25 protein-coding genes, 1 tRNA gene and 1 pseudogene are annotated in these 25,476 nt (G+C 67.1%); 12 read left to right on the top strand and 15 right to left on the bottom strand.

Annotation, left to right across the window (positions count from 1 at the left end; genetic code table 11):
• Nucleotides 1–31: 31 nt before the first annotated feature.
• Nucleotides 32–997 carry a hypothetical protein gene (locus AB0I19_RS18010; RefSeq protein ID WP_357150061.1) on the top strand — a complete coding sequence of 322 codons (966 nt, stop codon included), beginning with the start codon at nt 32–34 and terminating at the stop codon, nt 995–997.
• Between the two features lie 124 nt (nt 998–1,121).
• On the opposite strand, the gene AB0I19_RS18015 is transcribed toward AB0I19_RS18010, so the two are convergent.
• The gene (locus AB0I19_RS18015) at nt 1,122–2,228 is read right to left on the bottom strand and encodes a Fic family protein (protein WP_357150064.1); all 1,107 of its coding nucleotides are present in this window, start codon (nt 2,226–2,228) and stop codon (nt 1,122–1,124) included.
• 137 nt (nt 2,229–2,365) lie between these two features.
• Here AB0I19_RS18015 and AB0I19_RS18020 point away from each other — a divergent pair, with 137 nt between their 5' ends.
• Complete coding sequence (locus AB0I19_RS18020; protein ID WP_357150067.1) at nt 2,366–2,791, top strand: hypothetical protein; 426 nt, start codon at nt 2,366–2,368, stop codon at nt 2,789–2,791.
• 188 nt (nt 2,792–2,979) lie between these two features.
• The gene (locus tag AB0I19_RS18025) at nt 2,980–3,282 is read left to right on the top strand and encodes a hypothetical protein (RefSeq protein ID WP_157105058.1); all 303 of its coding nucleotides are present in this window, start codon (nt 2,980–2,982) and stop codon (nt 3,280–3,282) included.
• A gap of 5 nt (nt 3,283–3,287) precedes the next feature.
• Here AB0I19_RS18025 and AB0I19_RS18030 read toward each other — a convergent pair whose 3' ends face one another.
• From AB0I19_RS18030 to AB0I19_RS18070, 9 genes are all read right to left on the bottom strand, one after another.
• On the bottom strand, nt 3,288–4,046 hold the full coding sequence (locus tag AB0I19_RS18030; RefSeq protein ID WP_357150070.1) for an ESX secretion-associated protein EspG: 759 nt from the start codon (nt 4,044–4,046) through the stop codon (nt 3,288–3,290).
• Entirely contained in the window at nt 4,033–5,349 is a 1,317-nt protein-coding gene (locus AB0I19_RS18035) for a hypothetical protein (protein WP_357150073.1), read from the bottom strand. Before AB0I19_RS18035 ends, AB0I19_RS18030 begins: the two co-directional genes overlap by 14 nt.
• Complete coding sequence (locus tag AB0I19_RS18040) at nt 5,346–5,726, bottom strand: hypothetical protein (protein WP_357150075.1); 381 nt, start codon at nt 5,724–5,726, stop codon at nt 5,346–5,348. Before AB0I19_RS18040 ends, AB0I19_RS18035 begins: the two co-directional genes overlap by 4 nt.
• A 12-nt stretch (nt 5,727–5,738) precedes the next feature.
• The gene (locus tag AB0I19_RS18045) at nt 5,739–6,308 is read right to left on the bottom strand and encodes a DUF3558 domain-containing protein (protein WP_357150078.1); all 570 of its coding nucleotides are present in this window, start codon (nt 6,306–6,308) and stop codon (nt 5,739–5,741) included.
• Between the two features lie 88 nt (nt 6,309–6,396).
• Nucleotides 6,397–6,897 (bottom strand): hypothetical protein, encoded by a 501-nt coding sequence (locus tag AB0I19_RS18050; RefSeq protein WP_357150081.1) that lies wholly within the window; start codon nt 6,895–6,897, stop codon nt 6,397–6,399.
• Nucleotides 6,894–8,696: an alpha/beta hydrolase gene (locus tag AB0I19_RS18055; RefSeq protein ID WP_357150084.1), complete on the bottom strand. Its 1,803-nt coding sequence runs from the start codon at nt 8,694–8,696 to the stop codon at nt 6,894–6,896. Before AB0I19_RS18055 ends, AB0I19_RS18050 begins: the two co-directional genes overlap by 4 nt.
• Nucleotides 8,696–8,989: a hypothetical protein gene (locus AB0I19_RS18060; protein ID WP_357150087.1), complete on the bottom strand. Its 294-nt coding sequence runs from the start codon at nt 8,987–8,989 to the stop codon at nt 8,696–8,698. The genes AB0I19_RS18055 and AB0I19_RS18060 overlap by 1 nt, the downstream gene beginning before the upstream one ends.
• Before the next feature lie 86 nt (nt 8,990–9,075).
• Complete coding sequence (locus AB0I19_RS18065) at nt 9,076–9,519, bottom strand: Fur family transcriptional regulator (protein ID WP_067487122.1); 444 nt, start codon at nt 9,517–9,519, stop codon at nt 9,076–9,078.
• Between the two features lie 5 nt (nt 9,520–9,524).
• On the bottom strand, nt 9,525–9,875 hold the full coding sequence (locus AB0I19_RS18070; RefSeq protein WP_067486782.1) for a metalloregulator ArsR/SmtB family transcription factor: 351 nt from the start codon (nt 9,873–9,875) through the stop codon (nt 9,525–9,527).
• 194 nt (nt 9,876–10,069) lie between these two features.
• Here AB0I19_RS18070 and AB0I19_RS18075 point away from each other — a divergent pair, with 194 nt between their 5' ends.
• Together AB0I19_RS18075 and AB0I19_RS18080 are read left to right on the top strand one after the other, a co-directional pair.
• Entirely contained in the window at nt 10,070–11,455 is a 1,386-nt protein-coding gene (locus tag AB0I19_RS18075; RefSeq protein ID WP_067642297.1) for a glycine--tRNA ligase, read from the top strand.
• Between the two features lie 127 nt (nt 11,456–11,582).
• Nucleotides 11,583–12,839, top strand: coding sequence for an acyltransferase (locus AB0I19_RS18080; protein ID WP_357150090.1), 1,257 nt, complete (start codon nt 11,583–11,585; stop codon nt 12,837–12,839).
• Nucleotides 12,840–12,871: 32 nt separating this feature from the next.
• Here the strand turns inward: AB0I19_RS18080 and AB0I19_RS18085 are convergent, their stop codons facing one another.
• Both AB0I19_RS18085 and AB0I19_RS18090 read right to left on the bottom strand, forming a co-directional pair.
• Complete coding sequence (locus tag AB0I19_RS18085) at nt 12,872–13,690, bottom strand: MerR family transcriptional regulator (RefSeq protein WP_357150093.1); 819 nt, start codon at nt 13,688–13,690, stop codon at nt 12,872–12,874.
• A 44-nt stretch (nt 13,691–13,734) separates the two neighbouring features.
• The gene (locus AB0I19_RS18090; protein WP_357150096.1) at nt 13,735–15,693 is read right to left on the bottom strand and encodes a TPM domain-containing protein; all 1,959 of its coding nucleotides are present in this window, start codon (nt 15,691–15,693) and stop codon (nt 13,735–13,737) included.
• A 101-nt stretch (nt 15,694–15,794) separates the two neighbouring features.
• Between AB0I19_RS18090 and AB0I19_RS18095 the strand changes: the two genes are divergently transcribed.
• From AB0I19_RS18095 to dnaG, 4 genes are all read left to right on the top strand, one after another.
• Nucleotides 15,795–16,472: an MBL fold metallo-hydrolase gene (locus AB0I19_RS18095; protein ID WP_357150099.1), complete on the top strand. Its 678-nt coding sequence runs from the start codon at nt 15,795–15,797 to the stop codon at nt 16,470–16,472.
• 214 nt (nt 16,473–16,686) lie between these two features.
• Nucleotides 16,687–17,265 carry a YdcF family protein gene (locus AB0I19_RS18100; RefSeq protein ID WP_357150174.1) on the top strand — a complete coding sequence of 193 codons (579 nt, stop codon included), beginning with the start codon at nt 16,687–16,689 and terminating at the stop codon, nt 17,263–17,265.
• Nucleotide 17,266: 1 nt separating this feature from the next.
• Nucleotides 17,267–18,520, top strand: coding sequence for a deoxyguanosinetriphosphate triphosphohydrolase (locus AB0I19_RS18105; protein WP_067486852.1), 1,254 nt, complete (start codon nt 17,267–17,269; stop codon nt 18,518–18,520).
• A gap of 23 nt (nt 18,521–18,543) precedes the next feature.
• Nucleotides 18,544–20,484 (top strand): DNA primase, encoded by a 1,941-nt coding sequence (gene dnaG, locus AB0I19_RS18110; RefSeq protein ID WP_357150103.1) that lies wholly within the window; start codon nt 18,544–18,546, stop codon nt 20,482–20,484.
• Here dnaG and AB0I19_RS18115 read toward each other — a convergent pair.
• Entirely contained in the window at nt 20,481–20,732 is a 252-nt protein-coding gene (locus tag AB0I19_RS18115) for a hypothetical protein (RefSeq protein ID WP_067486858.1), read from the bottom strand. The two genes, dnaG and AB0I19_RS18115, sit on opposite strands and share 4 nt — an antisense overlap.
• 187 nt (nt 20,733–20,919) lie before the next feature.
• Here AB0I19_RS18115 and AB0I19_RS18120 point away from each other — a divergent pair.
• A tRNA-Asn gene (locus AB0I19_RS18120) sits at nt 20,920–20,992 on the top strand.
• A 79-nt stretch (nt 20,993–21,071) separates the two neighbouring features.
• Here the strand turns inward: AB0I19_RS18120 and AB0I19_RS18125 are convergent.
• Together AB0I19_RS18125 and AB0I19_RS18130 are read right to left on the bottom strand one after the other, a co-directional pair.
• Nucleotides 21,072–22,286 (bottom strand): site-specific integrase, encoded by a 1,215-nt coding sequence (locus AB0I19_RS18125; RefSeq protein ID WP_357150106.1) that lies wholly within the window; start codon nt 22,284–22,286, stop codon nt 21,072–21,074.
• Between the two features lie 134 nt (nt 22,287–22,420).
• The gene (locus AB0I19_RS18130; protein ID WP_357150109.1) at nt 22,421–22,636 is read right to left on the bottom strand and encodes a helix-turn-helix domain-containing protein; all 216 of its coding nucleotides are present in this window, start codon (nt 22,634–22,636) and stop codon (nt 22,421–22,423) included.
• A gap of 741 nt (nt 22,637–23,377) precedes the next feature.
• Between AB0I19_RS18130 and AB0I19_RS18135 the strand changes: the two genes are divergently transcribed.
• Both AB0I19_RS18135 and AB0I19_RS18140 read left to right on the top strand, forming a co-directional pair.
• Nucleotides 23,378–24,013: a DUF4158 domain-containing protein gene (locus AB0I19_RS18135; RefSeq protein ID WP_357150112.1), complete on the top strand. Its 636-nt coding sequence runs from the start codon at nt 23,378–23,380 to the stop codon at nt 24,011–24,013.
• A 325-nt stretch (nt 24,014–24,338) separates the two neighbouring features.
• Nucleotides 24,339–25,421, top strand: a pseudogene (locus AB0I19_RS18140) (Tn3 family transposase); the annotation flags it as partial.
• Nucleotides 25,422–25,476 lie beyond the last annotated feature (55 nt).

Consider the following 25,476-nt stretch of genomic DNA (forward strand, 5'->3'; position numbering starts at 1 on the left):
GAACGAACATTCGCTTTTTGGGAGAAATGCCATGACGATCACCCGCCGAGCAGTCGGTATCGGGCTCGCGGCCACCCTGCTGCAGGCTCTGATGCTGATCGCGTTCGCCTGGCCCGCCGTCAATCTCGCCCCCCGCGACCTCCCGATCGCCGTCGCCGGCCCGCAGGCCGCACAGGTCGGCCAGCAGTTGCAGCAGCGCAACCCCGACGCTTTCGAGATCACCACCCTCGCCGACGCGGACGCTGCCCGCGCCGCCCTCGCCGACCGTGAGGTCTACGGCGCGATCGTCACCGGTGGCGGCGCACCCCAGGTGCTCGTCGCCTCCGCCGCGTCACCGGCTGTCGCCCAGCAGCTCACCGCGCTGGCCCAGCAGTTCGGCGGCGCCACTTCCGTCCCGGTCCAAGACGTGATCGCCTCGGACCCCGACGACCCACGCGGCGCGGGCTTCGGCGCGATGGTGCTCCCGCTGGTCATGTCCGGCATCGCTGCAGGAGTCCTGCTCACCCTGGTGGTCTCCACCCTCGGTGCCCGCCTGGCAGGCCTTGCCACCTTCGGCATCGTCGGCGGCCTCCTCAGCGCCCTGATCTTCCACACCTGGCTCTCGATCGTCCCCGGCTCCTACCTGACCCTCGCCGCCATCGCCGCCCTGGCCTCCTTCGCGGTAGCCGCGACCATCGTCGGCCTGGCCGCCACCATCGGCCGTGCGGGCATCGGCCTCGGTGCCCTCCTCATGCTCCTCATCGGCAACCCCTTCTCCGCCGCCACCTCCGCCCCCGAACTCCTTCCACAGCCCTGGGGCACCCTCGGCCAGCTCTTCCCACCCGGCGCCGCCGCCACCCTGATGCGCTCGACCGCCTACTTCGACGGTGCGGGAGCCACCTTCCCCCTCGCCATCCTCCTCACCTGGGCCGTCGCCGGAATCGCCCTCCTCGGCCTGGGCGCCCTCCGCACCCGCCAGCCCCACCCCACCGAAGCCCGCCAACCCGTCCCCGCCTGACCATTCACCAAAGATGCTCCGCGCGAACACCTTCGCGTGGAGCATCTTTTTTGTAGGCATGTGGGTGCCCATATTCGCCGGTGGCGATCCATCCCCGTGCGACCGTACGGCGGAGCCGGTCCGGCTAAGAGAGTTCGTATGAGGTGCTTCGGCCGCTCGACGGGGAGCGATGCAGGATTCCGTAGTCGATCAGTTCGTTGATGTCGCGGAGGGCGGAGGCTTGGGAGGTCTTGGTGATGATCGCCCATTTACGGGAGGTGAGTTTCCCGTCGAAACCGTCGAGCATGCGGTTGAGCATGGCGATCTGGCGCACGTTCAGGGGGGTGCTGTGCCATGTGCGCCAGAAGGTGGCCTTCGCGAGCGCGGCGTCGATTGTTTTGTCCGCCTGGATGATCGACTGGTGGAGGGCATCGAGAAACCACGAGAGCCAGGCGGTCACGTCGAGGCTTCCGCGCTGGGTCTTTTCGAGGACGGAGTAGTAGTTCTTGCGGTCGCGCTGGATCTGGGCCGAGAGGCTGTAGAAGCGGCGGGGGCTGGATTCGGACCTGGCGAGGACGAGGTCACCTATGGCACGGGCGATTCGGCCGTTTCCATCGTCGAACGGGTGGATGGTCACGAACCACAGGTGCGCGAGTCCGGCTTTCAGGATCGCGGGTTCGGCTGTGTCCGCGTCGAGCCATTCCAGGAATCGGCACATCTCGGTGTCGACGCGCGTGGCCGGTGGCGCTTCGAAGTGGACGCGCTGTCTGCCGTACGGTCCGGAGATCACCTCCATCGGGCCGGTTTCGTCGGTGCGCCAGTCGCCGACGCGGATCCGTGAAATGCCCGAATATCCGGTGGGGAAGAGCCCCGCGTGCCAGCCGAACAGTCGCTCGGCGGTCACGGGTTGTTCGTAGTGGCGGGTGGCGTCGAGGATCATGTCGACGACACCGTCGACCTTGCGGTCCGACAGAGCGGCGGCACCGATGTCCACACCGAGTCTGCGTGCGATGGACGACCGAACTGACACCGCATCGAGCAACTCGCCCTCGATGGCGCTCGACTTCACGACGTCGGCGGTGAGGGCCTCGAGTCCAGCACGTTCCTGTGTCAGGTCGTCGGTCTCCGCGAGGCGACCGTGCAGGCGACCTTGAGCGAGCGCGACGGCCGCTGTCGGCTTGGCCAGCAGTGCAGCGTCGTACGTGAGGCGGGGCCAATCCGCCGCCTCCCAGATGTACGTACTGCCTGCCATGCAGCCATTCTACGCCTATTCGCTGCAAATTATGAAGCGAATAGGCTGTGTAATCGCTGCATGACGAATCCGCCGCAGGTGCGCTACGCACGGGTGCTCACGAGGCGCCCGATCGCATGCTGTGCTGCAATGACGTTGTGCCCGAGGAAGATCATGGTCGCCCCACCTACGGAGCCGCCCCGCTTGTCGTCAACGGTCGGGAAGTTCGCGACCTCGATGAGCTGAGCGACCGTGAGTTTCTGAATCTCTTCGGCAGGGCGCCCGGGATGTACCTCGGGCGAACCACACTCCGCGGGGTGACCGGTTTCCTGAACGGCTACGACTTCGGCGCGCGACGTACCGGCGGGCAAGGTCTGAAAGGCTTTCGGGAGTGGTTGATGGCGAACTACGACGTGGCATCGAACTTCACTTGGGAAGCGCAGATCACGGACTTGGCCCTGCCCGATCGGGAGGCAGGCGCTCCGCTCACACAGGCACAGGAGGAGCGCGTGATCACTATGACGCTCGAACTACTCGATATGTTCCTCGCGGAGCGCGAGGCGGCGTCGCCGGGGCGCCAGTAGTGCACGTTTCGGTCCGCCTGGCACGCAGGCAACTTCTCTCCGGGAGGATTGTGCGGCGATGTCGGGTGTTACTCCGTAAGCCACGATCCGAAAGTTTTCATCGCGACCTTGTGGTCAGTAGAAGATGGCCTGTGTCAACGCCTTTCGGTAATTGAAAGTGTCCCCGTCGGGTGTGAGAGGATGCGGATATGTTCGAAGCATTGGGTAGTTTGATTGCGTTCGCGCTGGTTTTCGGGGGGATCATTCTTGTGATCGTGAAGGTGTCGTCGGGATCTCGACGGCCGCCTGTCCGTGGTGGGATGCCGCCGTATTACCCGGGGCAGGTTCCGCCGATGGGGCAGCAGTTTCCGCAGCAGGGGGCGTACCCGCAGCAGGGGATGTATCAGCCTCAGCCCGGGTATCAGCAGTACCCGGGGAATCCGAATGCTGTGCAGCAGGGTTACCCGCAGCAGCCGGGATACCCGCCGCAGGGGATGCCGCCTCAGCGGTAGAGAATTCAGGGGTTGGGGCCGAATTCCTGGTGGTAGCGCTGGGCTCGGGTGAGCATGCGGTGGATGCCGGCGATCATTCGTGAGGTGGGGAGGGGTTCGGCGATGATGGGGTCGCCGGTCTTGACGTAGTAGCGGCCGTCGGGATAGTCCATCCACCAGAAGCTGCGGGCGGGGGTGGGGCGCGAGTCGAGGGCGGGGCCCGCGAGGGCGGAGATCTCGCCGACGGCGTGGCGGGGGCGGTTGAAGATCCGGTTGAGTTGTTCCAGGGAACTCAGGCGTCCCGCGCGGTATTCGAAGTGTTCCTCTTCCTCGGCGAGACGTTCGCGACGCACCTCGACGGGCGGTTTGCTGCCGGGCTTGGTGCGGGGGAGGGCCGCGACGGTCAGGGCGGCGACCTGGTCCGCGGTGCAACAGGTGAGAACGACATCGCTGCCGGTGTCCTCGGCGGTCCCCGGCGCCTGGGCGAGGGTGGCGCCGGCCCGGCCGCGGATGGCGCCGTGGAACCGGATGACGTTCGAGACATCCTGGCCGACATAACCTTTGGACTCGACCCTGGCATCGGGTACGAGCAGCACATCGATGGCCTGTTCGATCGCCGGATCGTATTTGGCGAGCAGCTTCTCCACGGCTGCTTCACGGTGGCGTTTCAGTTCGTCGAAGTCGGCGATGTCGGTGCGGTACTGGAGTGGGTAGGGGAGGCGGTCGCGGCCGTAACCGGACCAGAGGATCTCGAATTCGATGCCGGTGAACTCAACTCGGTGCACTGTCGTGGTCTCCGCCGATCACTGGGGGCACGGTTTTGATTCCGTCGGTTCCGATCAGCAGGTCGCCGTTGTCCTGGTTGATCAGGTAATCGGGAATGCCTTTGGTCCGGTCCTCGTCCGAGCCGCCGCCCCTGGCACCGGGCGCGCCCATGGCGCCCATCCCTGGTACGCCGCGACCGCCACCGGCCGCCGCGCCTGCCCGTGAACCGGCGGCGGCAGCTGCGGCAGGGGAGTGGTTGCCGGGGCTCGACTTGCCCGGTGATGCGGGACCGCCTGCTGCCGAGCCGCCGCCACGGCCGGCGCTGCTGCCGCCACCTCGGGCACCGTTGCTCCCGCCGCCGGGCCCGGCCGCTCCGGGAGCGGTCACGCCGGGTCCGGTCGCCGTCGGGGAACCGGAGGACGGGGCCGAAGTGGACGGCGTGCTGGATTGCGGTGCTGCCGTGGAACTCTGCGCGGTGGTCGAGCTCGGGTCGGTGGATTGCGGTGTGGTGGCCGCAGGATCGGAATTCGGGTTCTCGGTAGTCGCCGGGTCGTCGCCCGCGGCGGTGTCCTCAGGGCTGCTGCCTGCCGAATCTCCGGGAGTATCACCGGTATTCGAACCACCACCGCCAGCACCGGGACCACCGGGCCCACCGCCGTCGCCTGCGATGACCGGTGCGGTCGGCAGGAATGGCACCCCGACATCGGCCTGCCCCGCCACCTGGCTGTAGACGGTGCGCAGAATCCTGCGCGCCTCCTGCGTGGCTTCCTCGCGATTGTGATCGTCGACCTTCATCACCCCCTCGGCAGGCAGCGTCTTACCGGTGACATTCTCGCGCTCGGTGAGCCCCGGCATCAATGCCTGCGTCTGCTCGATGCCGGTGCGCATCTCGGTGAGCTTCCAGCTGATCGCGGTCGCCGCCTGCGACAGCGGGATCGACCGTTCCGAGTAGTTGTTCACCGCCGCGACTGCCGCCGAGGCCGCCGCACCGGTCCACCCGCCGCGCCCGTTGGCGCCGGTGACGGTGCGGGAGAACTCCTGATTGAACTTCAGGAAGGTACCCATCAGATTCATGCCGATATTCGCCCAGGCCGTCACGGCGTCGTCGACCAGCCGGGGTTTCATCGCGGTGACCGCGGCCTGCATCTGTTCGAGCGACATGCTGTCGTAATTGTCGGGGGTGGTGATGTGCGGTGGTTGCAGGTCGCCGTCGAAAATGGTGGCGTAGTTGCCATCGGCATAGCTGGCGTAGATCTTCGACCGTTCGATGTTCCACTGTTCCTGCGCGGCGATCACTCTGCTCTTGTAATCCTCATACGTCACAGGTGTTCTCCCGTCGCGGAGATCTGGTCGCCGGCCGCCTGGTCCTGGGCGACGAAATTCGCGATCGCCTTGGCGACGACCTCTTTCGCGGTCTGGACGACTTCGATGTGCTTTTTGAGCACTTCGTCGAGTGGGCGGTCGCCACCGGAAGCGGTCAGCGAAAACTTGCGCTCCAAGGTCTGGCTGGAATTGAACGAGCCGAAACCGGTGATGTTGCGCACCTGGTCGACCTGGGCATAGATCTCCTCGAGCCGGTCCAGGTGGTAGTCACACGCCTGGTCGAGGCCCTTCCCGACTTCGGGGTCCAGCGACAGCTGACCGGATTCGGCCTGAACCAGCAGTTGATTCCATTCGTTGGGGTCGATACTCAGCGGCATTGTGGCTCCCGGTCAGTTCGCCGGAATGTACTGAACCAAGGAGTCGGCCAGCCGCCCCACCTCCGGGCACGGAGACGGCGGCGCAGACGCGCTCACGCGGTTGAGCACCCGGAACATCACGGAGCCGTCGGGAACTTCCACGACGATGCTGCAACCGCTGTCATGCGTGGATCCGGTGGTCCGGAGCTGCAAAGCGTTATGGGAGCCGACGGTCATCGGAACGAAGTCGGTGAAGTCTGTCCTCGCCCGCGAATCTGCGAGCGGATGCTCCGACGACATCACTGAGAACGTGTACTGCTTGGCAGAATCGCTCCAACTGCACACCTTCCACCCCGAAAAATCCACCCCCGCAACATCCTTCTTCTTACTCCCCACATTCAACCCCACCCCACCGACCGCCGAATCCGGCAGCGAACACGGATCCCACACCTTCGCTTCGGCATCGACCGAGGTAGGACTGGCCGCCACACTCACCTGACTCGGCTGCGGAGTGGCCGCCCCCTGCTCACTCCCGCACCCGGCGACGACAAACCCCACCGCCGCCACAACCCCGACCATGCCCGTACCCCGTCGAACTGCCATTTCTGTCATCCCTCCCGCAGAACCGGTACCGTGCACGACGTTCCCGCGATCGTAGCCACTGTTGTCTCCACTGCGACACCCCGAAGTCTCACTCGGCCGCGCACGGTGAGGTGGACGCCATGGTGAAGCGCACCTCCTGTTTGTCGGGTCCGACCCGGCTGCGCGACGACGACACCGAGAACCCGCGCGCGTCCCGGTAGTACCTGCTCACCGGGTCCGCATCGGGGTTCTGACTCGGCACGAGGGTGAACCCGCGAGCGGTCATCGCCTCGAGATTGGCCATCGCCCGGTCGATGAACTCCTGCGACGGGTCGACCTGCTCCCGCTGATAGCGGGGGCGCCAGGGTGGGCCGTCCATGCTGATCGAGTCCATCCTGCTGCGGCACCCGGTGCTCGTGTCGACCGTCGCCGGGTCGATGGACAGCTCCTCCGGCCAGATCAGCTCGAAGTTGTCGGCCACAACCGGCTTGCTCTGGGCGACGGTCAGCCCCGACCGTCGCATGATGTCCTCATTGGTCGGACCGTGTTCCTCGACCAGCGAGCACCCCGTGAGCACCAGCGAAACGGCCAGCACGGCAATGGTTCTCATCGGACCTCGATCCGGGCGCCGAGTTGCGGATTGTCGGTCACGCGCGGGTCGGCATACGGGTTCTCGATATCGAGGACGGCCTGCGCGGTGGCGGCGCGACCGGCGTCGAACGCTTCCTTGCCGCCGTTGCCGTTGTCGCCGAGACCCACATCCACCCAGGAGGTTTCGATGCCACGCTCCACATAGGCCCTCACGTCCGTTCCCGCGATGACGCCGACGATATTGCCGAAGGCAGTCGATCCGGGATCGTCCCAGTACTTTCCGTGGCCATCGGTGCCGAATACGACTTCACCCGCACGCGACGAGCTGTCGCCGTAGTAACCGGTGTCGAGCCGGATCACCCCGGGAACCTCGTCGGGGTCGCCGCCGAGGACGTCGGAGGCGTGTGGGTTGCCGGGCAGGCGCAGGCCGGGGAGGCTGAGGCCGGCATCCGGGTAGGACTGGACAACGCCGATGAGGTCACCGGGCGCGGTCATCGAATAGCGCTGCACATCGGGATTCGGGTTGTTCCAACCACCTTCGAACACACCGGTTCCCGCCGACGAAGCGTGCAGGATCCGATCGGCCCGCAGCCCGAGTTGCTCGGCGGAACCAACCACCGAGCCGCCGTAGGAGTGACCGACGTACGTCACGGGCGTGCCCGGCGCGTGGCTGCTCACCTCCCGGTCCACTTCCCGACCGAACTCGACCAGTTTCGGCGCCATCTCCGCGGCGAACGACGGGCTCGGCGCACCGTCGGACAGGCTGGTGAGACTTTGTGGGAAGTCGCCCTCCATGTAGAGGAAGATCGGCCCGCCGGTCCGGTCGGCCAGGTTCCAGGCGGCCACATGATTCGACCCGGACGAATTGAGGTTGGTGCTCGTGCCCGGCACGTAGACACCGACACCGGGCACCCCGGATCGCATGCTGCCGAGCATCTCGATCATCCGCCCGTTGCCCTCGGTGCTGAACATGACGAACTTACGGTCCACCATGCCCAGCGCCGCGGCCGAGACGGTCGCCTCCGGATCGGGGATCGGCGACAGCATGGCTTCCAGCTGCCCGACCCGGGCCTGATCTGGTACCGGCTTGGCCTTCTCCCTGGTGAGCGCGTTACGGATGTTGATCTCGTTCGCCTCGACCCGCATCGCGAACGGCACCCCGTTGAGGTTGCCGAGGGTCTCCGGCGCGGCGATCACCAGCTGACGCTGGACTTCCGGGCTCAAACCGGCCAGGAAGGCGGCGCGCTCGTCGGGCGACAGCGTCGCCAACCGCGTCACCACCGCGTCGGGGTCGTGCATCGAGCCATCGGCGAGGGTAACGCTGGGCTGACCATCGCGGATGGCGACCAGATCACCCACTGCCTCGCGCAACCGACGACCGAACAAGGTGTCGAGCCGCTCGATTTCGTCCAGCCCGCTGCGCAGGTTGAGTTGGAAAACCCCTGCGGCACCTGACTTCTCGGGCTCCGGATGACTCACGCCACCGTCGGCCGAAACAGTGAACCCCTGCGACACCGCGAGATTCTTCTGTTCCAGCACATACGTTTTCGCGTGCTTCAGCCCTTGGCTCACATCCGCGGCGTCGTCGGCGATGCGCAGCAGCACCGCCCGCACCTCGTACCCGTGATCGACTTCCTCATCGATGCGCCGCGTGGCCGCGTCTTTCGTCCGGCCGTGCCAGCTTTCCGCTGCCGAGAGCGCGCGCGAACAATCGTCGACCGAGGTGGACAGCAGGTCGGCGTTCGCGCGGGCCGCCTCGGCCGCCCGGTGGACGGCGTCGAGATTCCAGGTTTCGAGCTGGGGGATCGTCGGCCGCATCAGCGCGGCTCCAGCTTCGTGATCTCGGCGGCGGTCGCGCCGTCGGCGGCCTCGATGTCGGCCGAGAACTTGTCGAGCAGATCGGCCAGCGCCGAATACCTGGTCGCGATCGAGGTCATCGCTTGTCGCGCCGGATCGGGCACGCCGCGCAACACGGCGAGCACATCACTTCCCTCGCCGGTCGCCTCGTTCATCACCCCCCAGCTCAGCGCCTCGACGGCCCCGGCTTCCTGACGCCAGGTGGTCGCCATCGCCGTCAGCTGCCCGGGTTCGACCCCCAAGAATCCACTCACGAAATCCCCCTCCTCCGCTACCGCGCCTCGTCGTTGTGATGGTTGGACGGGGCACGCGGAGCGAGGGTTCCATCATGTGACGTGAGTCACACGGAGGCGGACTCGCTGTTCTCGGCGGCGGCGCGCACGCAGTCGCGGCAGGTGCCGAAGATCTCCAATGTGTGGCTCACCTGGGTGAAGCCGTGCTCGCCCGCGATCGCCTCGGCCCACGCCTCCACGGTGGGGCCCTCCACCTCGACGGTGCTGCCGCACTGCCTGCACACCAGGTGGTGATGGTGACCGCTCGAGCACTGGCGGTACACGGACTCGCCGGAATCGGTGCGCAACACGTCGACCATGCCCGCGTCGGCCAGCGACTGCAGGGTGCGATACACGGTGGTCAGGCCGATGCCCTCGCCGCGTTTACGGAGTTCGTCGTGCAACTCCTGCGCCGAGCGGAACTCGTCGATATCGCCGAGCAGCGCCGAGATGGCACTGCGCTGACGGGTGCTGCGAACGCCGACCTGCTTGCCGGAGTGGTTGTCTGCCAACGGTTTCACCCTTCCTCGGCATGGGCGACGGCATCGACGACGATGTGCGCCAGATGGTCGTCGACGAGTTCGTAGAGCACCTCTCGACCCGAGCGCTCCCCGTGCACGACGCCCGCCGACTTGAGAATGCGCAGATGCTGGCTGACCAGCGGCTGGGTGACCCCGAGCGCGTCGACCAGCTCGTGAACGCAGCGCGGCGACTCGCGCAACTGGAGCACGATCGCGATCCGCACCGGGGCGGCCAGGGCGCGTAGCAGCTCACCCGCGTCCTCGAGTACCGTGCGCGCGGGCACCGGCGCGGGCGGCAGGGACTGATACGGGCTGTGCTGGTGCGCAGGCGCGGCATCGGTGGTCATCAACCAACTCCTTAATGGAAACCGATACCATTTTGACATGCAAAAGTGCGCATGTCGAATGTGGCGCGGCGTGGCATCGGTCGGCTGCTGATATCTCGCTGGACCCGGCCCGATACGCTGGACCAAATGCGTTCGGAAAACCGTGCAGGCTGGTTACCGAACAAACCGACTCGCAGTGGATGGAGAAATCTCGCGTGGCACCCAAGTCGAAGGTGGACACCGTTGCCAACCTCGCCAAGCGCCGGGGTCTGGTCTACCCGTGCGGTGAGATCTACGGAGGCACCAAGTCGGCGTGGGACTACGGTCCGCTGGGCGTGGAGCTGAAGGAGAACATCAAGCGCCAGTGGTGGCGGACCATGGTCACCAGCCGCGAAGACGTTGTCGGCCTGGACTCCTCGGTGATCCTGCCCCGTCAGGTCTGGGAGGCCTCGGGCCACGTCGCGACTTTCTCCGACCCGCTGGTCGAGTCGCTGCACACGCACAAGCGCTACCGCGCCGACCACCTCCTGGAAGCCTACGAGGAGAAGCACGGCCGCCCGCCGGCCAACGGCCTGGCCGATATCAACGACCCCGAGACCGGCCAGCCCGGCAAGTGGACCGAGCCGAAGAACTTCTCCGGCCTGCTCAAGACCTTCCTCGGCCCGGTCGATGACGAAGAGGGCCTGCACTACCTGCGCCCCGAGACCGCGCAGGGCATCTTCGTCAACTACAAGAACGTCGAGACCACCGCGCGCAAGAAGCCGCCGTTCGGCATCGCCCAGATCGGCAAGAGCTTCCGCAACGAGATCACCCCCGGCAACTTCATCTTCCGCACCCGCGAGTTCGAGCAGATGGAGATGGAGTTCTTCGTCAAGCCCGGTGAAGACGCCGAGTGGCACAAGTACTGGATCGACACCCGCCTGGCCTGGTACACCGACCTCGGCATCGACCCGGACAACCTGCGCCTGTTCGAGCACCCGAAGGAAAAGCTGTCGCACTACTCGGCCGGCACCACCGACATCGAGTACCGCTTCCGCTTCCAGGGCAGCGAGTGGGGCGAGCTCGAGGGCATCGCCAACCGCACCGACTACGACCTCAAGACGCACTCGGAGCACTCGGGCACCGACCTGAGCTTCTTCGATCAGGCCTCCGGTGAGCGCTACATCCCGTACGTCATCGAGCCCGCGGCCGGTCTGACCCGGTCGCTGATGGCGTTCCTGGTCGACGCCTACGCCGAGGACGAGGCCCCCAACGCCAAGGGCGGCGTCGATGTGCGCACGGTGCTGCGCCTGGACCGTCGTCTGGCGCCGGTCAAGGCCGCGGTGCTGCCGCTCTCGCGCAACGCCGACCTCACCCCGAAGGCGAAGGACCTCGCCGCGCAGCTGCGCCGCAACTGGAACATCGACTTCGACGACGCGGGCGCCATCGGCCGCCGCTACCGTCGTCAGGACGAGATCGGCACCCCGTTCTGCATCACGGTCGACTTCGACACCCTCGACGATCAGGCCGTGACGGTGCGCGAGCGCGACTCGATGGCCCAGGAACGCATCGCCCTCGACCAGGTCGAGTCCTACCTCGCCGCGCGCCTCATCGGCGCCTGACCCGTCGAAAGCCCGCGCCCGTCGCGGGCTTTCGCATGTCCGGACACGTCATCGTGGTCGAGCCGCGTTGATCACACTGTGTAGCTGACGGTTTGCGTCGGCTGGGTGGGTAGTTCACGATTTCGGTGTGCTGTGGGAACCGGAAGACGTGGTGCGGGTGCTCGACCCGTCGGAACAACGATTCGTTCGGCACGGCACGTTCACCGGGCGCTCGGTGACAGTGCACGGGGAACTCGACGCCGCCGCGCTCGGGGCGGCGTTCGCGGCATTGCAGCGGGCGTTCCCGATCCTGGTATGCCGGATCGTCGAGGACTCCGAGGGTCACGGAATCCTGTTGCGGCCGGGCGATTTCGAGGCTGTCGGCGCGTGGGTGAGTTTCGGTGATCCCGACGAGGTGCGGGTGCCCGCCGAGACCATGGACCCCGCCGATCAGCTCGGGTACCTGGATGTCGTTCTCGCCGAAGAGGATCGGGCCAGGGTCACGTTGTTCGTGCACCACGGGGTGGCCGACGCCGGGCATTGCGTCGAGCTGTTCGCCCGGCTGTGGGGGTACTACACCGATCACGTGGAGACCGGGAAGATCACCGCGGGGGCGCGGCAGCTGCCGGTGTCGCTGGAGCTGATGCTGGCGCAGCGGGGGATCGAACGCGGCCCGAGGTCGGGGCTGGAAGCGGTGACGCGGCCGCTGGTCGTGGCCGAGACCGGTGGGTCGCAGCGCGCCGAGCCCGCCGCCCTCGCCAGACCTGCTCGCGTCCAGCTGGATCCGGCCGAGACCGCCCGCGTGCTCGAGCTGGCTCGCGCGCATGCGGTGAGCGTCAACGGGTTGGTCACCGCCGCCGTGCTGCGGGCATACCGCGGGGTGTACGGCGGGGAGCGGGTCGGCTGTGTCTACCCGGTGGATCTGCGCAGGCGTCTCGACCCGCCGGTGGCGGCGGAAGCGGGGACGAACGTGTCCGGGCTCGCGGCGTTCGCGACCGACGACACCGACGATGTCGTCGACCTGGCCCGCCGCATCGGCACCAGCCTGCACAACGACCTGGCCGACGGCGTCGTCGAACAGTCGGTGCTGCACTTCCCGGACTACTACGGCCCCGCCCGAATCCACTCGACCGCAGGCCATATCGCCGTCACCAACACCGGAACGGTGCCGCTGTTCCGCGCACCGACCGGACTCATCCTCGACGACTACGAGATCGTCTACCTCTCCGCCCACCCGCGCCCGTCCACCGGTGCGGCCGCGGCGGTCACCTTCCTCGTCTACACCTACCTCGGCAGGCTGACGATCGGCCGCCTCGGCGGCGGGACCCGCGCAGCCGAACTGCTGACAGCCGTTGTCACAGAACTGACTTGGGCCTGCTCACGCGAAACCGCCGCGTCGGCCTGAAAATCACTGTCAGCGGCGGTTCCGACGCTCGACTACCTCGCGGCCAGTGGTTCCTGCAGCTCGGTGACCCATCCGTTCGGATCCGGTGTCCATTCGAGCGTCACCTCACGCACCGGGGCGGCCGTGCGGTACCCGTTGTCCTCCACCCAGCGGCCCAGTTCCTGCCACGCGGCACCGATTCCGCCGACATTCCCGTGGTAAACCGTCGTCGCCACCTGATCGACGGCAGGCAGGTCGACGATCGAAAGATCGGGTACCGCACCGGGTTCGGCGTTCACCGGCACACAGGCGTGCACCCGCACGGTGCCGTCGTCGGCGGGCTCGTAGTACGCGATGGCCGGACCGGCGATCGCGATGCCCGCCTGCGCGAGCCGATCGCTGAGCCTCCCGAACAACGGCTGGATCACCGGGCTGATGTGGGCGGGTTCGAAACCCGCCGCCACCCCGCTCGACCTGGCCACCCGCACCGCGGGCACGGACTTGATCACAACATCCTGCTCGGGCATGACGCCCTCCTTCTCGATGATGCGGAGTCTCGCCTCGACCTCGGTCAGCCGCGCGCGGTCGGCCGCCAACCGCTGTTCCAGTTCCGCCCGGCGCAACGTGAGCATGCCGCGCAGCTCCCGGGGTTGTGGCCCCGGCTCGAGCATCCGGCCCACTTGCTCGAGACTGAACCCGAGCCCCTTGAGCGCGACGATCCGGTTGAGCCTGGCCAGCTGCGCGGCCGAATAGAACCGGTAGCCGGTGGCCGGATCGACCCGGGCGGGTCGCAACAATCCGACCGCGTCGTAGTGGCGCAGCATGCGCACCGACACCTGACCGTGTCTGGCGAAATCTCCGATACTGAACATGACGCCCTCCGGTGTACGGCCTCACACAGTGTGAGAGTCAACGATCAGAATCTGCCGCCTCGGCTCACCCGCCGCGAGCCCGACGAGCCACCGAACGATCCGGGCCGGTACCCACCCCCGCGTGAGCCGTACCCACCACTGCGCGAGCCGCTGATCGCTCCGCGCAGCAGACCGTCCAGCAGGATGCCGCCGAGCACCGCACCGGTCTGCCCACTTCCGGACATGGGTTGTCTTGTCTCCCAAGCCCGTACGCTCGCCTCCGCCTGTTGCAGCGCCCGCCCGCCCAGTTCGGCGGCGGCCTGCGCACTCCGCAACGCCGGTTCGGGATCGGTGCCTGCCTGCTGCCGTGCCTGATCGAGATGACGTTGCGCCTCCGCAAGCCGGGTGCGCGCCTCGGCGTCGACACCGCCGCGCCGCGTGGTGATGAACGCCGAGGCGGCATCGATACGGCTGGTCGCGTCGAGCAGTGTGCGGTCGAGCCGGCGGCGCAGGTCCTCGACGGCGAGCTTGCGGTCCGAGGCCGCGGCGATGGCCCGGTCGAGGTCGGCGTCGGCGGTGACCACCTCGTGGAAGGCGCCGAGCGGATCGGCGTCGTCGACCGTGTTCAGGGTGGTGGTCGCGGTGGCCATCGCGCCGCTGAGCTGGGTGCCGCCGAATTCGGTCAGGGTGGACGCGGCGGCGAGATCGGCGCGCAATTCGTCCAGGGCGGCGGGCAATCCGTCGCGGGCCTGCTGGATGTCGGCCGCGGCGTGCTCGACGGTGTCGAGCAGCGTGCGGGCCTGGCCGAGAGCGGCCTCGGCCGCGCGGATCGCTGCCACCGCACCACCCTGCTGCCCGGCCGGTTTCGTGAGTACGTCGCGGGCGGCGTCGATATTGGTCTGGGCGAAGGTGATTCGCTCCCTGGCCATGCGCACGTTGTCGCGCACGGAGGTCAGCATCGCCGGGGGATAGGTCGCGTCGAGCCGGGCCAGTTCGGTGTCGGCGGCAGGCAGGCGGGCGGTGAGCTCGACGACGGTGCGGGTGAGAGCGTCGAGGCGGGCGGGCGCGTCGATGAGCAGATCGCGCATGGCGTCGAAGTCGGCCACCTGGGCGTCGAGTTCGCGGTCGGCCTTGCCGGTGGTCGCCAGCAGGTCCAGCAGCAGGGCGCGCTGCTGGTCAGGGGTTTCGGGAACGGCGTCGTCGAGTTGCTGACGCAGGGCGAACGCTTTCGCGGTCGCCGCACGGGCCGCGTCGAGGGCGTTTCGGAACGGGGTCACCGCCGTCTCGCCGAATTCGCCGGTCGCCAGCGCCAATTCCTCCTCGCTCGTCCGCACCGCGTCGTCGATCTCGACCAGGCGTTCCTTCGACAACGCGTGCAGGGTCGGCAGCGAAAGACGCGACAGCGCAGCCGAATCGGTGGGGTCCATGCCGCGCGCTGTCGCGAGTTCCGCCCGGTCCTTGGCATGGCGGCGCCGGCGCATGACCAGAACGAGCAGACCGGCCGCCACCACCACGGCCAGTGCTATCAACACCAGCACACCCGACGACGCGCCACCACCGCGCGCCGCCGCCCCTAGCCCCTCGGCGGTGTCGATCCCCGCCTGCGCCCATTTCTGTTCGCGCAGATCGGGTTCCACCGTGTCGGCCAGCAGCGATTCCACCTCGGCGTCGGTGATGCTCGCGGGTGGGATGCCGTCGAACCAGTAGCCGCGGTCGTCGACGGCCACCGCGAGCAGCAGATCGCGATCGCCGAAATCGGAAAGCTCGGCCGTGCGCGCTGCCCAGTCACGGGCGGACATGGACCCGAAATCGTTGACGTAGACGAGCCAGAGCTTCACCTGGTGATCGCGGTAGAGGGCGTCGACGGCGCCGAGCACCCGCTGTTCGTCCGCCGGGCTGAGCACGTCGGCGGAGTCGACCAGTTGCGGACCCATCCGGGCGGGCGGTTCGGCGCTCGCGGCCGGAGCGCACACGAGCAGCAGGGCGGCGACCACGGCACCGAGCAGCCTTGCGGCCAATGACATGCGCGGACTTTTCCTCGGCAGCGGCATGAGTCGAATCTAACGGCCCGAACCGGGTGAGACGGGTACGACAGGTCGGCGCGTGCCTCACTACCATCGGGACCATGGTCACAGTCGATGCCCGCTACACCGGTCAGGTCGCCCCCGGCGGCGACGCTCAGCAGCGCGATGTCCCCGGCGCCCGCATCGTGAAGATGGCCGTCGGCGCCATGAACAACAACACCTATCTGGTGCGATGCGCCGCCACCGGGGCAACCCTGCTGATCGACGCCGCCAACGAGGCGAACCGCATCCTCGAACTGGTGGATCAGGAGGCCGAGGGGCAGGTCGAGCTCATCGTCACCACCCACCAGCACCCCGACCACTGGTGGGCGCTGGCGGATGTGGCAGGCGCTCTCGCCGTCCCGTCGGCCGCGCACCCCCTCGACGCCGAACCGCTGCCCGTCACCCCCGACCGCCTCCTCGCCGACGGCGAGACGATCGACCTGGGCGAACTCACCCTCACCGTCATCCACTTGCGCGGCCACACCCCTGGCTCGATCGCGCTGGCCCTGACCGACGGCGCGGGCCACACCCACCTGTTCACCGGTGACTCCCTGTTCCCCGGCGGCGTGGGCAAAACCCACAACGCCGAGGATTTCGACTCCCTGTTCACCGATGTGACAACGAAACTGTTCGACCGCTACCCGGACGACACCGTCGTCTACCCCGGTCACGGCGACGACACCACCCTCGGCGCGGAGCGACCCCAACTGCCCGAGTGGCGTGCCCGCGGCTGGTAGTCCGAGGCCGACCGGGCACGCCGCGACGTTCACCGGACCGGAATTCAGTAGTGACCGCTGGTCCGGCGGCCGGTCGGTGCCACCTGGCAGACTGAGCAAGGTGAAATCGGGTTCTTCGCGCACGACCGTGCCCGCTCCGGATGCCCGGCACCGGCGCGGCTTGCTCTCGACGGTCTCGATCTGGATCACCAGGCTGGTCGTCGGCGCGATCGTGATGGGCTTGGTGCTGGTCGGCGGGACGGCGTTCCGGGTGTGGCAGGTCGCGCGGATCGACGACCACACCCCGGCCGACGCGATCGTGGTGCTCGGCGCCGCCCAGTATTCGGGGACGCCGTCATCGGTCTTCGAGGCCAGGCTGTACCAGGCGTGGCGGCTCTACGAGACGGGTGTGGCGCCCCTGGTGATCACCGTCGGCGGCAAGCAGGAGGGCGACCTCTACACCGAAGCCGCCTCGGGCAAGCAATATCTCGAGGACAAGGGTGTGCCCAGCGCCGACATCCTCGCCGTCGAAACGGGATCCGACACGCTGCGCAGCATCGAAGCCGTCGCCACCGCCATGCACGAGAGCGGGTTGTCATCGGCCGTACTCGTGAGCGACCCGTGGCATTCACTGCGAACCAGGACGATGGCGCGAGACGCCGGTCTGCACGCCTGGACCGCACCCACCCGCACCGGGCCGGCCGTCTACACGAGGGAGTCGCAATTCCACGGCATCGCCCGCGAAACCGGTGCGCTGCTGTGGTACCAGCTCACTCATTTCTCGGCAGATTTCCCTTACGAGGCGGGACAGTGAGATGACCGATACCTACACCCCGCACGACCGCGAACGCATGGTCACCGAACCGGGCAAAACCGCCTGGCCGGGTGCGGCGGGCAAGGGCCACCGCAGCGAATTCTCCCGGGATCGGGCACGCGTGCTGCACTCGGCCGCGCTGCGTCGCCTCGCCGACAAAACCCAGGTCATGGGTCCACGCGAAGGCGACACCCCGCGTACCCGGCTCACCCATTCGCTCGAGGTCGCCCAGATCGGGCGCAGCATCGCCGACGGCATCGGCGCCGACCCCGACCTCGCCGATCTGGCCGGTCTCGCCCACGACATCGGCCACCCGCCCTACGGCCACAACGGCGAACGCGCCCTCGACGAATTCGCCGACGCCTACGGCGGTTTCGAGGGCAACGCCCAGAATCTGCGGATCCTCACCCGACTCGAGCCCAAGGTCGTCGACGCCGATGGCGAGAGCGCCGGACTCAACCTCACCCGCGCCGCCCTCGACGCCACGCTCAAATACCCGTGGGGCAGAAGCGGTTCCGGCACCAAGTTCGGCGCCTACGTCGACGATCTGGAGCGCCTGGCGTGGGTGCGCAAGGACGCTCCCGAGCGCAAGCAGAGCCTGGAATGCCAAATCATGGACTGGTCCGACGACGTGGCCTACTCCGTGCACGATGTGGAAGACGGCGTGATCGTCGGCCGCATCGACCTGCGTGCCCTCGCTGACCCCGCCGAACAGGCGGCCCTGGCCGAACAGGGCCACGGCGAACACCCCGACCAGTCGATCGATGCCCTGGCCGCCGCCGCGCAACGGCTGTCCGAACTCGACGTGGTCGCCGAGGCGGCCGGCTACGACGGCACCTTCGCCGCGTCGGTCGCCCTGAAACGGCTCACCAGCGAACTGGTCGGGCGCTTCGCCACCGCCGCCATCGTCGCCACCCAGGAGCACGCCGGGCCGGGCCCGCTGATGCGCTACGAGGCCGATCTGATCGTGCCGCCGGTGGTCGCGGCCGAGGTGGCCGTGCTCAAGACGGTCGCGCTGCGGTACGTGCGCTCCGATCGTGGGCACCTGGCCAGGCAGCAGACCCAGCGCGAACGCGTCCAGGCCGTCGCGGACCGCCTGCTCACTACGGCTCCGGCCCACCTCGACGACCAGATGCTGCCCTGGTGGAACGCCGCCACCGACGACACCGCCCGGGTGCGCGTGGTGATCGACCAGATCGCCTCCTACACCGAAAGCCGCTTCGAGCGGGTCGCGACCGCGCTGGACTGCCGCTGACCTGGACCCACTAGACTTGCCGCGTGGCCGGACGAATCCCAGATCGCGATATCGCGGCGATCCGTGAACGTGTCCGGATCGAAGACGTTGTCGGAGAGTACGTGGCGCTCAAACGCGCCGGTGCCGACTCGATCAAAGGCCTGTGCCCGTTCCACGACGAGAAGTCCCCGTCGTTCCATGTGCGGCCCAATCACGGCCTGTTCCACTGCTTCGGCTGTGGCGAGGGCGGTGACGTCTACAAGTTCCTGCAGCAGATCGAGCACATCGGTTTCGTCGAGGCCGTCGAGCAGATGGCCGACCGTATCGGCTACCAGATCAACTACGAGGGCGGCGGCACCTCGGTGCAGCGCGACCGGGGCACCCGCTCCCGGTTGGTCGCCGCCAACGCCGCCGCGCAGGAGTTCTACGCCAAGCGGCTGTACGAACCCGAGGCCGAGGCCGCCCGCAAGTACCTGACCGACCGAAACTTCGACCAGGCCGTCTGGCAGCAGTTCGGCTGCGGTTACGCGCCCGCGGGCTGGGACACCCTCACCAAACACTTGCAGCGCCTGGGCTTCGAGTTCAAGGAACTGGAAGCCGCCGGACTGTCCAAGCAGGGCAAACGCGGCCCGATCGACCGCTTCCACCGCAGGCTGCTGTGGCCCATCCGCAATCTCGGTGGCGAGGTGATCGGGTTCGGCGCACGCAAGATCTTCGACGACGACACCATGCCCGGCAAGTACGTGAATACGCCGGAAACGTTGCTGTACAAGAAGTCTCAGGTCCTGTTCGGCCTCGACCACGCCAAGCGCGAGATCGCCAAGGGGCATCAGGCCGTCGTCGTCGAGGGATACACCGACGTGATGGCGATGCACCTGGCCGGCGTGAAGACGGCCGTCGCGTCCTGTGGAACGGCCTTCGGCGAAGAACACCTGCAGGTGCTGCGCAGGCTGCTGATGGACGACAACTTCTGGCGCGGCGAGATCATCTACACCTTCGACGGCGACGCGGCGGGCCAGGCGGCCGCGCTGAAGGCCTTCAGCGGCGACCAGCGGCTGGCCGGGCAGACCTACATCGCGGTGGCGCCCGACGGGCAGGATCCGTGCGAGCTGCGTCAGCGCTCGGGCGATTCCGCCGTGCGCGACCTCGTCGCCCGCCGAACCCCGCTCTACGAGTTCGTGATTCGCGGCGTGCTCGCCGAATACAACCTCGACACCGTCGAAGGACAGGTCGAGGCGCGACGGCGTGCGGTTCCGGTGGTCGCCCAGATCAAGGACAACGCGACCCGCAAGGGCTACGCGACGAAGCTGGCCGGTTGGCTCGGCGTGGACGACATCCAGTCCCTGGTGCGCCAGGTCGGTGACGAAGCCCGCAAGCACTTCCGCGGCGGCGCGGCGCCCGCCGACGACAAGGGTGGCCGGCGAGGTGCCGTCGCACCACGGCCCGTCGCGCCCGCCCGCGGCAACGGCGACTCGGCCCGACCAGACCCCCGCGAACCGACGTTGCTCGCCCAGCGCCAAAGCCTGTGCGCGGCCCTGCAATACCCGGGGATCGCGGGCCCGGCCTTCGACGACGTCGAGGCCGACGCGTTCATCCACCCCGCCTACGTGATGGTCCGGTTGATGATCGCGAAAGCCGGCGGCACCGCATCGGGTCTCACCGGCGCCGAGTGGGTCGCCGCAGTGGCCGATCAGAGCGAGGACCTGCTCATCCGGGCCCTCGTCTCGGAGCTGGCCAACGAACAACTGCCCGTCCGCACCCAGGAGGACGTGCCGCGGCTCATCTCCGGGGTGCTCGCCCGCGTGCAGGAGATCTGGGTGGGCCGCCAGATCGCCGAGCTGAAGTCCCGCCTGCAGCGCATGTCGGCGTCCGACCAGCCCGACGGTTACATGGAGCTGTTCGGCGACCTGGTGGCCCTCGAGGCGTACCGCAAGGACCTCGGACAGCGGGCGATGGGCAACGACCCCAACGTCACCGGCGTCTAACGCCCCCGGCGCAGCTGGTTGTGCGGAACCATCACCGTGGTCCGCTCGTCGAGCGGCTCCATCGGCTCCAGCTTCGGTTGAGTGCTCAACTTGTCCGACAGCTTCTGCCTGCCCACCGACACCAGCTTCTTCGTCACGGGGCTACCCGTCACCGCCCGTGTCGCCGCACTGATCTGCTCATAGCGCGCCCGCCCGGCCTTCGTGCCGAGCACATACCCGGCCGCTACGCCGATGATCAACCGCAGCATCTCCTGGAGCTCCTCCCACGTCTGTGTGCGCGCCCCATCCTGCCCGACTCACCCCACCCCTGTCGATCCGCCCCACCCTCCACATGTCCGCAGGTAGCGGCCCGATTTGGGAACCCACGACCCCATACGCTAAAGTTTCATCTCGTTCAGCCAGCCAAGCTGACCCGAGCCCAACAGCTCAGGATATTCCCCTATAGCTCAATTGGCAGAGCAGCCGACTGTTAATCGGCAGGTTTCTGGTTCGAGTCCAGATGGGGGAGCACCTACCAGGGCAAACGTCATCGTTTGACCCTGGTTTTCTGCTTTTCGGGGTCATCATGACACGGAAACGTCACACTTTCAGCGTTTCAGCTGCTCCAAAGTCTCCGTGAAGTCGGGTGCCTGAGTCGGTTGATCGATGTAGTGGCGGCGGGTCACCGCGTCGCCTGAGTGGCCGAGCTGGCGGGCCGCGTCCTCGGGGCTGTGTGCGGCCGCGATCATCGTGGCAACAGTCTTACGGAAGGTCTTGGCGGTGATCCAGGCGAACTTCTCACCTCGGGCCTGCTTCCACAAGCGGTTGAAGTTGTGCGGGTCCCAGATGCCACCGTCGCGGTTGGGAAACACCAAGTCGAGATCGTTGGGAACTGCTTCGGCTCGTACACGGCGCAGGGTGTCGACGACGAAGGGCGGGATCAAGACGGTCCTATAGCCTGAGTCGGTCTTGGTACGCGGTTGGCGGATCAGACCCTTGCCTTTGAGACGAACGATAGTGCCAGCGAAAGTGATTCGCGGGGGCTGTGAGTCAAGGTCGACGTCGGACCAGCGGAGCGCCAGGGTCTCCCCTGGACGTGGACCGGTTCCGAGTTCGACGTCGACGACATCGAGGACTCTTTGATTGCGCTTGGGGCCGTACGTATAGCCCGCTGATCCGTCGAGTGGAGCGCCATTGACCCAGTCGGTGAGTTGCGCCCGCAATTGAGCCAGGGTCGCCATGTCGGCGGAACGGGGTTTGGTGTGTTTGCGCGGCAGGTCGGCGACTTCGCGGACGGGGTTGCGGTCGATCGCGGCGTGCCGGACTGCCATCCCCATCATTTCTGAGAGGATGACTCGCTGCCGACGCGCCTTCTCGCGGTGGCCGTTGAGCGCGATGCGCTTGATATGGGCGTCCAAGCGCGAGGTCGAGGCTTCCCAGATACGCAGGCCACCGAGCGCCGATTTGATCTTGATGGCGTCGGGTTTGGCGCGTTTATCGGTCGAGACATTGATCTCTCGACGGTAGAGATCCAGGGTCTGCGGCGTCACGCCCTCTTGAAGTGCCTTCTCTGCGAGCCAGAGGTCGGCGAGTTCGCTGAGCTTCGTTTCGCGGGTGATCAGCGTGCCGCGCGCTCCGGTGCGCTCTGCCAGTGCGCGGCGAAGCGCGTCCTCGGCGAGGCCTTTCGTTGAGCCGAAACGGTGCACGAGACGAGTTGTCCCGTCCTCGTCGCGGTAGCGGGTCGCTGACCGCCAGCTGCCATTGGCTTGCCGCTTGGAGCTGATCTTGCCGTATGTACCGATCGGCAGGGCGTGGCGGGGCATCGGTAACAAGACCTCCTTTCTGAGGCGTGGGACAAGGCGAGGGCTGACCGATGTCCCGTGGCAGCGACACCGACTGGGCATGCGTCACCCACGGACAGGCGCAACCGGGAGTGGTCGAACGGTGGTCCGCGCAGTCAGTGGCCGACGGCGGGCGGCGGCTCGGGCCGGCTAGCGTCGAGCTGCGCCTGCTCCCATCGCTGGACATCACGTAGTAGGTAGCGGCGGTACCGACCGATCTTGGCGAATCGTGGTCCGCGGTTGGCAGATGCCCACGTAGCCAATGTCTTTGGCGGAATCTTCAGTCTCGCGGCGACTTCGTCGGTGGTCAGCCAGACCTCTTCGCCGGTCATTGGATCGCACCTCGTGCCTGTCCGATCGGAATGGCGTGGTGCAGCCGGGACCGCTTCGGGGTCTCAGGTGGGTAGCCCGCACAAGACGGGCGGCGGGCGGAATCGAAAGAGTCTTGCTGTTGATTGTTGTGCATCGTCAAGCCTCAAGTAGGCCCGATCAGCGACTCTTCCCCTTTCATGAAACCTCAAAAGACGAGTTTTCGCCACTAGAATGTCTTAGCGCCGACTCACGTATCGGCACACCGGATTGAAAACTGTTAGCGTACAAAGGCTTTCAGTTTCCGAGGTGAAACGAACCTGTCCGCCAACGCTCACGGAACGGATGCATCCAGCCGCGCAAGGTCCGAGCAGCGCCGTGGACGACCTGCCGAACGGATCAAGAGGCAAGGGCGCCGCTTGAACAGCCGCAGGCCAGTCGAAGCAGGATGACACCCGAAGTCAGCACTGTGATCGACCCGGCTGCCGTGCTGCGCTACATCCTCGACGCTGCCAACGGACCACTGCACACCGCTGCACGCCCGATCAGCACATCGGAGTCCGGGCCTCGACTGGTCAGCTGTGCCTGCCAATTGGTTCAACGTCCCGGGCGAGTCGGTGCCGGTCTACTCGGGGGTTGAGGAGCTCCCGGGAGGAAAGTCACGCTAAGCAGACGGGGTGAATCGTGTTGCTGTGCTGGTGATTTCATGTCGGCGTGACTGATGAGGTTTTGCCCGGCTACGGGCGTTCGGTGTGTTGCCGCGTGTGGAGCTCGAACGGTTCTGCTATCTCGATGACGAGGACCGCAGGTTGATCGCGGCGCGGCGCCGCGACTACAACCGGCTCGGGTTCGCCGTGCAGGTGGTGACGGTGCGCTACCTGGGAATGTTCCTGCCCGACCCGGTCGCGATTCCGGCCGAGCTCGTGGCCTACCTCGCCGAACAGCTCGACATCGACAGTCCAGGCTGCTTGGACGAGTACATGGTTCGCCGCCCCACCCGTTTCGAGCACCAGGCCGAGATCGTCGCCGAGTACGGCCTTGTCGCTTTCGCCGCCGCTGAACCCGAACTCACGGCCTGGATCGCCGATCAAGCCTGGATCACCGGGGACGGCCCTAAAGCGATCTTCGGCGGCGCGGTGGCGTGGTGTCGGTCTCGCCGCGTGCTGCTGCCGGGGGTGACGACGTTGGAGAAACTGGTCGCTACCGGCCGCGAGGCCGCCGAGAATCGGCTGCGCACCCAGTTCAGGGCAGCTCCCCGCGGCGGAGGCCTCGGCGCTGCTGGCGTTGCTGGAGGTGCCGACCGGGACCAGGCAGCGGGTCAGCGAGCTGGATCGGTTGCGCAGGGGCGTGTTTCGCCCGTCCTCGAAGGGGATGCTCACTGCCCTGGAGCGGGTTGGTGAACTCGCGGCAGCGGGGTCGGTGCGAGTGGATGTTTCGGCGGTGCCGCCGCGGCGGCTGCTGGGTTTGGCCCAGCACGGCTTGGCGGGCAAGGCGACGGGGTTGCGGCGGATGAGCCGCGAGCATCGGCTCGCGGTGCTGGTCGCGACAGTGTCGGTGCTGGGTTCGCGTGCCACCGATGACGTGCTCGAGTTGTTCGACCTGCTGATGACCACCGAGCTGTTGTCCAGGGCCGAACGTGAATCCAAGGATGAGAAGCTGCGCCGTTACCCGCGAGTCTCGCGCAACGCCGGGCGTTTGGCCGAGGCGGTGGCGGTGCTGCTGGAGATGGTGGAGATCAACCAACAGGTCGAGCTGTCGGTGGTGTGGGACCTGATCGAGGAGAAGGTCTCCGGTGCCGAACTACGTTCTGCGGTCGCGATCATTACCGAACTCGTCCCGGTCGGTGACGCCGAACTCGACTCCCAGCGCGCGGAGGAGTTGGCTGGGCGATTCGCCACGGTGCGCCCGTTCCTATCGATCAGTCCTATCTGCGTTCGATACCCTCGCTGCGGCGAATGTCGCCCTGATCGAGGCTCAGGCCCGGATTCCGCTGGCTCAGGTGTGGGGGGTGGGCTGGTCGCGAGTGTGGACGGGTTGCGGTTCGTGGTGCCGGTGCGCACCATCCACGCTCGCCCCAACGCCAAGTACTTCGGCCGCAAACGCGGCATCACCTGGCTGAACATGATCAACGACCAGGCCGCCGGCCTGGCCGCGCAAGTTCTTTCGGGCACCCCGCGCGATTCGCTGCACGCCGTGGATGTGGTGTTGCGCCAGCAGGGCGGGGTGGTGCCCGAGGCGATCATCACCGACACCGGCTCCTACAGCGACATCGTGTTCGGGCTGCTGCACCTGCTTGGACGCCAATACCGCCCGCAGCTGGCGAACCTGCCCGATCAACGGCTGTGGCGCATCTACCCGAGCGCGGGTTACGGCCCCTTGGACAAGGCCGCCCGCGGGCGCATCGACCTCGACCGGATCGAGCGGCATTGGGAGGACATGTGCCGGATCGCTGTCTCGATTCACACCGGCGAAGTCAGCGCTCACGAGGTCACCCGCATGATCTCCCGTGACGGGCAACCCAGCTCGCTCGGGCACGCGGTGGCGCATTTCGGGAGGATCTTCAAATCCCTGCATGTGTTGCGCCTGGCCGACGATGAGCCCTATCGCCGCGAGATCAAGGCCCAAGCCGACCTCACCGAGGGCCGCCATGACTTGGCCCGGCGAATCTTCCACGGCCGCAGGGGTGAAATGACGCGCACCTACTACAACGGTATGGAAGATCAGCTCGAAGCCCTGGGCCTGGTCCTGAACTGCGTGGTGCTGTGGAACACCGTCTACATGGATCGTGCGATGAACGAGCTACGCGCCCAGGACTATCCGGTTCTCGATTCCGACGCCGCTCGGCTCTCCGTTTATCCGCTCT

Origin of the sequence: Nocardia sp. NPDC050413 (assembly GCF_040655475.1) — a bacterium.
GTDB classification, from domain to species: domain Bacteria; phylum Actinomycetota; class Actinomycetes; order Mycobacteriales; family Mycobacteriaceae; genus Nocardia; species Nocardia coubleae.